Annotated in this window: 9 protein-coding genes; 4 read left to right on the top strand and 5 right to left on the bottom strand. The window is 58.2% G+C overall.

Annotated elements, in window-relative coordinates; translation table 11 throughout:
• Positions 1–81: 81 nt before the first annotated feature.
• Positions 82–795: a FadR/GntR family transcriptional regulator gene (locus tag ACM6IR_RS04225; RefSeq protein ID WP_414906525.1), complete on the bottom strand. Its 714-nt coding sequence runs from the start codon at positions 793–795 to the stop codon at positions 82–84.
• Between the two features lie 280 nt (positions 796–1,075).
• On the opposite strand from ACM6IR_RS04225, the gene ACM6IR_RS04220 reads away from it, so the two are divergent.
• Both ACM6IR_RS04220 and gudD read left to right on the top strand, forming a co-directional pair.
• A complete protein-coding gene (locus ACM6IR_RS04220) occupies positions 1,076–2,422 on the top strand; it encodes an MFS transporter (protein ID WP_414906524.1) in 1,347 nt (448 codons plus the stop codon).
• A gap of 37 nt (positions 2,423–2,459) precedes the next feature.
• Positions 2,460–3,803, top strand: coding sequence for a glucarate dehydratase (gene gudD, locus ACM6IR_RS04215; protein ID WP_414906523.1), 1,344 nt, complete (start codon positions 2,460–2,462; stop codon positions 3,801–3,803).
• A 62-nt stretch (positions 3,804–3,865) separates the two neighbouring features.
• On the opposite strand, the gene ACM6IR_RS04210 is transcribed toward gudD, so the two are convergent.
• Entirely contained in the window at positions 3,866–4,744 is an 879-nt protein-coding gene (locus ACM6IR_RS04210) for a LysR family transcriptional regulator (protein WP_414906522.1), read from the bottom strand.
• 159 nt (positions 4,745–4,903) lie between these two features.
• On the opposite strand from ACM6IR_RS04210, the gene ampC reads away from it, so the two are divergent.
• On the top strand, positions 4,904–6,070 hold the full coding sequence (gene ampC, locus ACM6IR_RS04205) for a class C beta-lactamase (RefSeq protein ID WP_414906521.1): 1,167 nt from the start codon (positions 4,904–4,906) through the stop codon (positions 6,068–6,070).
• 296 nt (positions 6,071–6,366) lie between these two features.
• Here ampC and ACM6IR_RS04200 read toward each other — a convergent pair whose 3' ends face one another.
• On the bottom strand, positions 6,367–6,915 hold the full coding sequence (locus ACM6IR_RS04200) for a DUF4174 domain-containing protein (RefSeq protein ID WP_414906532.1): 549 nt from the start codon (positions 6,913–6,915) through the stop codon (positions 6,367–6,369).
• 180 nt (positions 6,916–7,095) lie between these two features.
• Here ACM6IR_RS04200 and ACM6IR_RS04195 point away from each other — a divergent pair, with 180 nt between their 5' ends.
• Positions 7,096–7,464 (top strand): VOC family protein, encoded by a 369-nt coding sequence (locus ACM6IR_RS04195; protein WP_414906520.1) that lies wholly within the window; start codon positions 7,096–7,098, stop codon positions 7,462–7,464.
• Positions 7,465–7,492: 28 nt separating this feature from the next.
• Here the strand turns inward: ACM6IR_RS04195 and ACM6IR_RS04190 are convergent, their stop codons facing one another.
• Both ACM6IR_RS04190 and ACM6IR_RS04185 read right to left on the bottom strand, forming a co-directional pair.
• Positions 7,493–8,278 (bottom strand): sulfite exporter TauE/SafE family protein, encoded by a 786-nt coding sequence (locus ACM6IR_RS04190; RefSeq protein WP_414906519.1) that lies wholly within the window; start codon positions 8,276–8,278, stop codon positions 7,493–7,495.
• A 214-nt stretch (positions 8,279–8,492) separates the two neighbouring features.
• Entirely contained in the window at positions 8,493–9,242 is a 750-nt protein-coding gene (locus tag ACM6IR_RS04185) for a hypothetical protein (protein ID WP_414906518.1), read from the bottom strand.
• Positions 9,243–9,309 lie beyond the last annotated feature (67 nt).

Below are 9,309 nucleotides of genomic sequence, written 5' to 3'. Positions count from 1 at the left end.
CCCGGCACACTGGCCGGGTTGGCTCCTCCGACGGAGGCACGTCTTCTTTCGCCGCCGTGCTATTGAACAGACAAACGGTCGTCAGGCACCCGCCGAAAACCGGTCGCGGCTATTCGTCAGGTGCAGCCACATCGCGGCCCTCGCTGCATCCGGATCCTGGCGCTTGATGGCGTTGAGAATCGCCTCGTGTTCGAGATTCGCGAGCTGTCCGAGCTTGCTCAAATCCGTCGCACCGCGTTCGGCGGCATTGACGCGAGTCCGGGGAATCATGGCGCTGCCCAGGTGCTGCATGATTTCGGTGAAGCAGACGTTGCCGGTGGCTTCCGCGATCAGCAGATGAAAACGCCTGTCGGCTTCGACGCAGCTGTCATTGTTGGCGAGCAGGCTTTGATAGTCGTCCAGCGCTTCGCGCATCTGCACCAATTGATGATCAGTACGCCGGATGGCAGCCAGCGCTGCGGCCTGGGTTTCGAGGCCCATGCGCAACTCCAGAATACTGCGCACCCCCAGCGCTGTATCGACATTCAGTCGCAGCCCCTGCTCAGGTGCGCGCTCCAGCACAAAGGTGCCGATGCCGTGGCGTGTTTCCACCAACCCGGACGCCTGCAACTTCGAGATTGCCTCGCGCACCACGGTGCGACTGACCCCGTGTTCCTGAACAATCGTGTTCTCCGACGGCAGTTTGTCCCCCGGCAACATCTGGCCGAGCAAAATGCTCTGGGTCAGTTTGGCGACCAAGTCATGGGCCAGGTTGTGAGTGCGCTTGCGAGCAGGCACATCAAAGTCTTCTTGCATGGCAATCATCCGAAAGCAGGGCTAACGGGATCGTAGCACTGCGGTCGACTGGAATCTCAAGAAAACCTCGACAAAACTTGTATGACAACACTCAACAAAAAGGACTTAAGACGCCATAACACAGGCCACACCCCGCCCAAAAAACACTAAAAACCCCAATAAATCGCCCTTTATCTGGATATCAGTGCTTGCAAGACGAAAAAATCAAGTTGTATGATGTCTATCAACAAGCACCATCCGGTTACACCCCGCATAAAAATAATCAGTGGGAGATAACGTAGTGAATACATCCATATCCGGGATGAACGACAGCACCGATTCGGTCTTGCAGTCAGCCATCGCAAAAGTGAAACGGCACGTCCTGCCGCTGTTCGTGATCATGTTCATCGTCAATTACATTGACCGTGTGAATATCGGCTTCGTCCGCGCCCACATGGAACATGACTTAGGGATAGGCGCTGCTGCCTACGGCCTCGGTGCCGGTCTGTTCTTCATCGGTTACGCGCTGTTCGAAGTCCCCTCCAACATCCTCCTGCAAAAAGTCGGCGCACGAATCTGGCTCACTCGCATCATGTTGACCTGGGGCCTGGTGGCCGCCGGCATGGCCTTCATCCAGAACGAAACCCACTTCTACATCCTGCGATTCCTGCTGGGCGTGGCCGAAGCCGGGTTCTTTCCCGGAGTGATTTATTACTTCACTCGCTGGTTACCCGGCGTAGAACGCGGCAAGGCGATTGCGATCTTCCTCAGCGGCTCGGCCATTGCTTCGCTGATCTCCGGCCCGCTGTCTGGGTTGCTGTTGCAAATCAGCGGATTCGGCCTGCACGGCTGGCAATGGATGTACTTCATAGAAGGCATGTTCTCCGTGAGCCTGTGCGTGTTTGTCTGGTTCTGGCTGGACTCCAAACCCCACGACGCCAAATGGCTCAGCCGCGACGAACAGGACGCACTGGTCAAAGCCATCGATGACGAACAACTGGCCCGCGAAGCCGCGACGCCGATCAAGCCGTCACTGGGCAAGCTGCTCAAGGACCGTCAGATCATCCTGTTCTGCCTGATCTATTTCTTCATCCAGCTGACCATCTACGCAGCAACCTTCTGGCTGCCGAGCATCATCAAGAAGATGGGCGACCTCAACGACATGCAGGTCGGGCTGTTCAACTCGATCCCGTGGTTGCTGTCGATCGTCGGCATGTACGCCTTCGCTTCGCTGTCGGCCAAATGGAAACACCAGCAAGCCTGGGTTGCTGCCGCCCTGCTGATCGCGGCGGCCGGGATGTTCATGTCCACCACCGGCGGGCCGGTCTTCGCCTTCGCTGCGATCTGCTTCGCAGCCCTGGGCTTCAAATCGGCATCATCGCTGTTCTGGCCGATCCCCCAGGCCTATCTGGATGCACGCATCGCCGCTGGCGTCATCGCGCTGATCAACTCGGTGGGCAACCTCGGTGGCTTCGTGGCGCCAACCACGTTTGGCCTGTTGGAAGAACACACCGGTTCGATTCAGGGCGGGTTGTATGGCCTGGCTGCCACCTCGATCATCGCCGCGGTCATCGTCTTCGCCGCACGCAACAAACCTAAACCTGCACCTGCCGCAGCACTGGGCAAACCAACGCCCAACCACGCCTGAGCACTCATACAAGAGCCTGGTTTTTAAGGACAAGAAAATGAACGCACAAGACACTGCAAAAGCTCCGATCATCACCAGCATGCAAGTGGTTCCCGTGGCGGGTCACGATGGCATGCTGCTCAATCTGAGTGGTGCCCACGGTCCGTTTTTTACCCGCAACATCGTGATCCTCAAGGACAACGCGGGCCACACCGGCGTAGGTGAAGTACCCGGTGGCGAACGCATTCGCCAGACCCTGGAAGATGCACGCAGTTTGGTGGTCGGCAGCCCGATCGGCACCTATCAGAAGATCCTCAATCAAGTGCGCCAGACCTTCGCCGACCGTGATGCCGGCGGCCGCGGTTTGCAGACCTTCGATCTGCGCATCACCATCCACGCAGTCACCGGCCTTGAAGCCGCGTTGCTCGACCTGCTCGGTCAGCATCTGGACGTGCCAGTCGCCGCCCTGCTCGGCGAAGGCCAGCAACGCGATGAAGTGAAGATGCTCGGCTATCTGTTTTATGTCGGTGATCGCAAAGCAACCGATCTGGCTTATCGCAGCGAGCCAGACGCCGACAACCACTGGTTCCGCGTACGCCATGAAAAAGCCATGACCGCCGACGCTGTTGTGCGTCTCGCCGAAGCCGCTCACGCTCGTTATGGTTTCAAGGACTTCAAACTCAAGGGTGGCGTTCTGAGTGGCGATGAAGAAATCCAGGCGGTGACCGCCCTGGCCGAACGCTTCCCGGACGCGCGCATCACCCTCGATCCGAATGGCGCGTGGTCGCTGAAAGAAGCGATTCGCTTGTGCCGGGATCAACATCATGTGCTGGCCTACGCCGAAGACCCTTGCGGTGCGGAAAACGGTTACTCGGGCCGGGAAGTCATGGCTGAATTCCGCCGCGCCACGGGCCTGAAAACCGCCACCAACATGGTCGCCACCGACTGGCGGGAATTGGGCCACGCGATACAGTTGCAATCGGTGGACATTCCTTTGGCCGACCCGCATTTCTGGACCATGCAGGGATCGGTTCGGGTGGCGCAGATGTGCCATGAGTGGGGCCTGACCTGGGGCTCGCATTCCAACAACCACTTCGATATCTCCCTGGCGATGTTCACCCACGTCGCGGCGGCCGCGCCGGGTGAAATAACCGCCATCGACACGCACTGGATCTGGCAGGACGGCCAGCGCCTGACCAAGGCCCCGCTGCAAATCGTCGATGGCTGTGTGCAAGTGCCGAAAAAACCTGGGCTGGGTGTGGATCTGGATATGGATCAGCTGGCCAAGGCCCATGAACTGTACAAAGGCATGGGATTGGGTGCGCGGGATGACAGTGTGGCAATGCAGTTTTTGATTCCGGGGTGGACGTTCGATAACAAGCGGCCGTGCCTGGTGCGCTAATCAGCCGGAACACCGTAAACCTTGTGGGAGCGAGCAGGCTCGCTCCCACAAGGTGGCATTCGTTAATTCACTTGTGCCGCACGCAGCAACCAGCCCTTGAACGCGGCCATGGCCGACGTTTCGGGCCGCGACTGCAAGCGGGTCAGCCAGTAGCTGCCGGTGGTGATGCCGATGGCGAATGGCTGCTCAATTGCACCCGCCGCCAATTGCCGGGCAAACATTAGCGGTGGTGCCAATGCCACGCCTGCTCCTTGCAGCGCCGCCTCCATCATTGCCAGCGATGAATCGAAGACAACGCTCCGGGGTGGTGCGGCATGGGCAGGAAGGCCGGTCGCCTGAAACCATTCGGGCCATTCGTCCGTGCGATAGGAGCGCAGCAGCGTTTGCTGCAACAGATCGGCAGGCGTTTGTAGTTGCCGGGCAATCTCGGGAACGCACAGCACCGACAATGGCGCCTCGATCAACCGCACCGCCTCAATCCCGTGCCACGCCCCCGCACCAAACCGAATGGCGTAATCCAGCCCTTCAGCCGCTACGTCCACCCGGTTGTTGTTGGTCGAGAGGCGTAAATCTATGAACGGATGTTTCGCCTGGAAGTCTGCCAATCGCGGTAACAACCAGCCCACTGCAAACGTCCCGACCGCGCCCACCGTCAGCACTTCGCGAAAGTGCCCACCTTCGAAACGCTCCAGGGTTTCAGCGATTCGGTCGAAGGACTCGCGCAATACCGGCAACAAGGTCTCCCCTTCGCTGGTCAGCATCAACCCGCGGGGCAAGCGCTTGAACAGTGCTACGTTGAGCTGGGCTTCAAGGCTTTTGACCTGATGACTCACGGCTGCCTGCGTGACGCACAACTCCACCGCCGCCCGTGTGAAACTCAAATGCCGTGCAGAGGCCTCGAAGGCGCGAAGTGCGTTGAGCGGTAATTGAGGCCGGATCATGCTCATTCCCAAATTTTTCTAATGGCTCATCCGACATATCGTTGATTGTCGATGACCGACAGAGTGAATAGATTTGGCTCGCTCATCGACGGCCCGATTTAAAATCCGTTCGGAGTGTAGCGGGTTAAACCAACAAACTTCATGGACAGCGGCTCAATCATGTACAACTTTAAACTCAGCAAGGTCTTATCCTACAGTGCTATCGGACTGTTCCTTGGCGCAGGTTACTGCGTTGCCGGGAATCAGACTGACGGCCAGATCGAAGCGGCTGTTAACGCCGCTGTCGTACCGGTCATGCAGCAACAGCACATTCCTGGCATCGCAGTCGCGATCACCCTCAACGGCAAGCAGCATTACTTTAACTACGGCGTGGCCTCAAAGGAAAACGGCAAAGCCGTCACCGAAGACACCCTGTTCGAGATTGGTTCGGTGAGCAAAACCTTCACCGCCACCCTCGCCGCTTACGCCCAGGCCAACGGCAAACTGTCCCTGTCCGATAAAGCCAGTCAGGTCCTGCCCGCTTTGCGCGGCAGTGCATTCGACAACATTAGCGTACTGCAACTCGGCACTTACTCCGCCGGTGGCCTGCCGCTTCAATTCCCTGACGCGTCGGATCATCAGGACAAAATGCTGGGTTATTTCAAACAGTGGAAACCGACGTATGCCGCGGGTACCCATCGCCAGTATTCGAACCCCAGCCTTGGGCTGTTCGGTTATCTGGCCGCCAAAAGCATGGGGGTGCCCTTTGATGACCTGATGGAAAAAACCTTGCTGCCCAAACTCGGGCTGAAGCACACCTACTTCAAAGTGCCGCTGGCTCAAATGGAGCTTTACGCTCAGGGATACAACAAGGACGACAAGCCCGTACGGGTGGAGCCGGGTGCGCTGGATTCGGAGGCGTATGGCGTGAAAACCAATGCTGCGGACATGATTCGTTATGTTGAGGCGAACATGAAACCGACGGCGCTGGAACCGCCGCTGCAGCAGGCCATCGCCACGACTCACACCGGCTACTACACGGTCGGCGACATGACACAGGGATTAGGCTGGGAGTCCTACAACTACCCGATCACGCTTGACCGATTGCTGGCCGGTAACTCGTCGCAGATGACCATGGAGGCCCATGAAGTCCAGTGGCTGAACCCAGCGCAACCTCAACAGGAGCATGTGCTGTTCAACAAAACCGGCTCAACGGGTGGCTTCGGGGCATACGTGGCGTACGTGCCGTCGAAAGACATCGGCATCGTGATCCTGGCCAATAAAAACTACCCGAACCCGGAACGGGTCAAAATCGCCCATGCGATATTGAGCGAATTGACCCAGTAATACAGAACAACGCCCCCCCGTAGCAGCTGCCGAGCCTGCGAGGCTGCGTTCGGCTGCGCAGCAGTCGTGAATTCAGTCGATGCGGTATTTCAGGGAAACCGTGCGTGCAGGGTTTACGACTGCTGCGCAGCCGAACGCAGCCTCGCAGGCTCGGATAGCATTTCGATGTGGAAGCTGTGGATAGCCGGTGACAGCACAGTGACGGCGGCTGACAAGCACAGCGTGTTCGTCGAAGGGGGATACACCGAGGGCAGCGACATTGAGCAGCCTTCGGCAACTGCTACAAGGGTTCGCGTTCAATCATCCGGCATTTCTGGTGGCTTGGTGGGTTTGCCCGGTTTCCCTTTCTTTGTACCCTTGGCCCCCTTGACCGGTTCGGCTTCAGCAGCCGCTGGTGGTGGCGGCGCCACAGCTTCTTTCTCGGTGGCCGGCAACTGGTCGATCGCGGCGAAAATTGCCTTCAGATCAACCGCATCCGATTGCTCGAGTTTCTTTTCGCCGTCCTTGCCGACCAGAATGACCTTGGTCTTTGCCCCCGCTCCCAGCTTGAGCGCACGGATCAACGCCGCCGTGTCTTGGGGTCCCAGGTCTTTGCCTTCGCGCTGGCCCATCAAGTTGAGTACGGTATACAGGACCATATTTCGCTCGGCGAAACCCTGCTTGTTCGCCGGCTCCTCCAGCGATTTTTTCAGGCTGACCCACGTCGGGTCGACTGTGCTTGGTGCGATGACAATCAACGGCCGGGATCTGCCCTTATCCATATCCAGAGGTGAGCCGTCATCGGCGGCGAACAGGGGGCCGGCTAAAGCCAGCAGGGTTACCAGGGTCAATGACCTGATGAGCATGCGCATCTCCTTTTGATATCCACGCTCTAATGATTGCGCATCGCGGCGATCGTTCCGGGTGACGCACCGCAATTGTGTTCCGCCTTGCCCCAAGCTTAGGTCAGGGCGGTCATTGCGCAACAGGCTGAGCTAATCTCAAGGTTCGATACTTGCCACCTGAACCGTCGTGAGGACCTGTGCATGAGCGCTCAGCTGAACCACACCATCGTCTGGTGCCGCGACAAGCGAATCTCGGCCGCTTTTCTCGCCGATATACTTGGCCTGCCTGCCCCCCAACCTTTCGGCCCGATGCTGATCGTCAAGTTCGACAACGGCGTCTCGCTGGACTTCTACGACAATGACCCGCCCATCGCCTCCCAGCACTATGCGTTTTTGATCGGAGACGATGATTTCGACGCAGCTTTCGCGCGACTGCAAGCGCGCAAGCAACCCTGGTGGGCCGATCCCGGCAAGCAACGGCTGAATGAGATCAATGATTATGGTGGGGGCCGGCGGGTGTATTTCGATGACCCGGACGGGCATCTACTGGAGATTCTGACCCGAGCCTGAGCTCGGGCAGCTGACGCCTGATGCGGGATCAGAACACCAGTTTGTAGCCGATCATCACCAGCATCGTCGCCAGGCAAGGACGCAGCACTTCATCGGAAATGCGCCCGGTCAAATGGCTGCCCAGCCAAATCCCGGGCAATGAACCGATCAGCAAAAAGCCCAGTACATGCCAATCCATATTGCCCATGCTCGCATGACCCAGGCCGGCGACCAGGGTCAGCGGCACGGCATGGGCGATTTCAGTCCCGACAAGGCGCCGGGTCGGCAGTAACGGATACAGAATAAACAGCGCCACGGTGCCGAGGGCGCCAGCACCGATGGACGTCAACGCAACCATGGTGCCAAGGACCAGGCCCGTGATAACGGTCATCGCATGCAGCCGCGTGCCGCTGGGGTTGTAGTTGCCGCCTGCACGTTTGTGAGCGAAATCGAGCAAGCGTTTCTTGAAGAGAATCGCCAAGGCCGTGACGAACAACACAAAGCCCAATGCCTGTTTGATGACAGCGTTCATGGCATCGGGTGATGTGTGCAGCGTGCTCAGAAACCACAAGGTCATCGCCACCGCCGGCACGCTGCCGAGGGTCAGCCAACCAGTGATTGCCCAGTCGATGTTCTGGTTCTTTCGATGAGCCAGCACTCCGCTGGATTTGGTAATCGCCGCGTACAGCAGGTCGGTGCCCACAGCCGTGGCCGGGTTGATCCCGAACCACAACAGGATCGGGGTCATCAACGAACCACCGCCCACGCCGGTCATGCCGACGATAAAGCCGACCACCAACCCTGCAATCACCAACCCGAAGTTAACGAAATCCATTAACACGCCCATAAAAAACGCATGAAAAATCTGGCTCGCAGCATAGCGATTTTTCTTATAACCAGTTATATCGATGCGGACTATAGTTATTCCCGAAACACACAACTTTTTTGTAGGAGCGAGCTCGCTCGCGATGGAGTGTCTGGCGACATCACTGCAGCTGACACTCCTTCGTCGGAACGCCGCCCGGAGCAAGCTCGCTCCTACAAGGGGTTCACTGCACCGGCAGGAAATTGAGGAACACCAAGCTCTGCGCGTAATTCAAAGCGATTCGCCGGTAACGCTCGTCGAGCATCTGTGTCAGCAAATCCAACCGCGCAACGATCTTGCCGAACTCCACGGCAAAACTCAGGTTGCTGCCCTCCTCCGAGATTTCATTCGAGAACAGCAACGGTTCGCCGTTCTTGTTTTGCCGTTGGCTCAATATCCAGGTGGCTATCTCGATGTTACGCGCGGCGTTGCTGACGAACGCCGGGTTGATGGCGTCCGTCATGTAGAACTCCAGCCGATTGCCATGGGCCGTGACTAACATGCTGCCGATGGCATAGATAAAGGCACCGACGCGATCACCGAGGAATTGCGGACTCATGGCATATCTCAACGCCGCGAGGTCTTTTTTATCGCCCAGGGTCGGGAGCGGCTGTTGCAGCTCGATAGCCATGCGCACTTGCTTTCCAGCGATGCGGGCATCGAGGAAGCCGGATTTTTTCAGCTCGTCGGGGTTGCGCAGGTAAAGCTTGCTCATCAGCAAGTAGAGGCTATCGAGGTTGTCGCGCATCGTCAGTGTCGCCATGCGATCAACGCTGGTCTGGAGAAACTCCTGAGGTTTGCCTTCGCCAAACTGAGTGACGATGTCCCGGCCTTGCTGCTGGCTGCAACCGCTGGCAAAAAGCATCGACACGCAGGCCAGCACCAGGCAATGGCGACGGATTGGCGGGGCGATGAGGGGTAAAACTCGAGCCATGGGCACTTGAACTTGGCATGGGCCTGAAGAGGGGATCGCCGCAGGCAGGCCAAGGGTAGAGCGGTGA

The organism is Pseudomonas sp. IT-P253, assembly GCF_949768125.1.
Lineage (GTDB): Bacteria > Pseudomonadota > Gammaproteobacteria > Pseudomonadales > Pseudomonadaceae > Aquipseudomonas.
The sequence above is the reverse complement of the archived record's forward strand: the minus strand, read 5'-3'. Positions and strand labels throughout refer to the sequence as shown.

Excerpts from the sequence above, each read along its gene's own strand:
- ACM6IR_RS04225 (WP_414906525.1), bottom strand. The coding sequence starts at position 795 with ATGCAAGAAGACTTTGATGTGCCTGCTCGCAAGCGCACTCACAACCTG.
- ampC (WP_414906521.1), top strand. The coding sequence starts at position 4,904 with ATGTACAACTTTAAACTCAGCAAGGTCTTATCCTACAGTGCTATCGGA.
- ACM6IR_RS04210 (WP_414906522.1), bottom strand. The coding sequence starts at position 4,744 with ATGATCCGGCCTCAATTACCGCTCAACGCACTTCGCGCCTTCGAGGCC.
- gudD (WP_414906523.1), top strand. The coding sequence starts at position 2,460 with ATGAACGCACAAGACACTGCAAAAGCTCCGATCATCACCAGCATGCAA.
- ACM6IR_RS04195 (WP_414906520.1), top strand. The coding sequence starts at position 7,096 with ATGAGCGCTCAGCTGAACCACACCATCGTCTGGTGCCGCGACAAGCGA.
- ACM6IR_RS04190 (WP_414906519.1), bottom strand. The coding sequence starts at position 8,278 with ATGGATTTCGTTAACTTCGGGTTGGTGATTGCAGGGTTGGTGGTCGGC.
- ACM6IR_RS04185 (WP_414906518.1), bottom strand. The coding sequence starts at position 9,242 with ATGGCTCGAGTTTTACCCCTCATCGCCCCGCCAATCCGTCGCCATTGC.
- ACM6IR_RS04200 (WP_414906532.1), bottom strand. The coding sequence starts at position 6,915 with ATGCTCATCAGGTCATTGACCCTGGTAACCCTGCTGGCTTTAGCCGGC.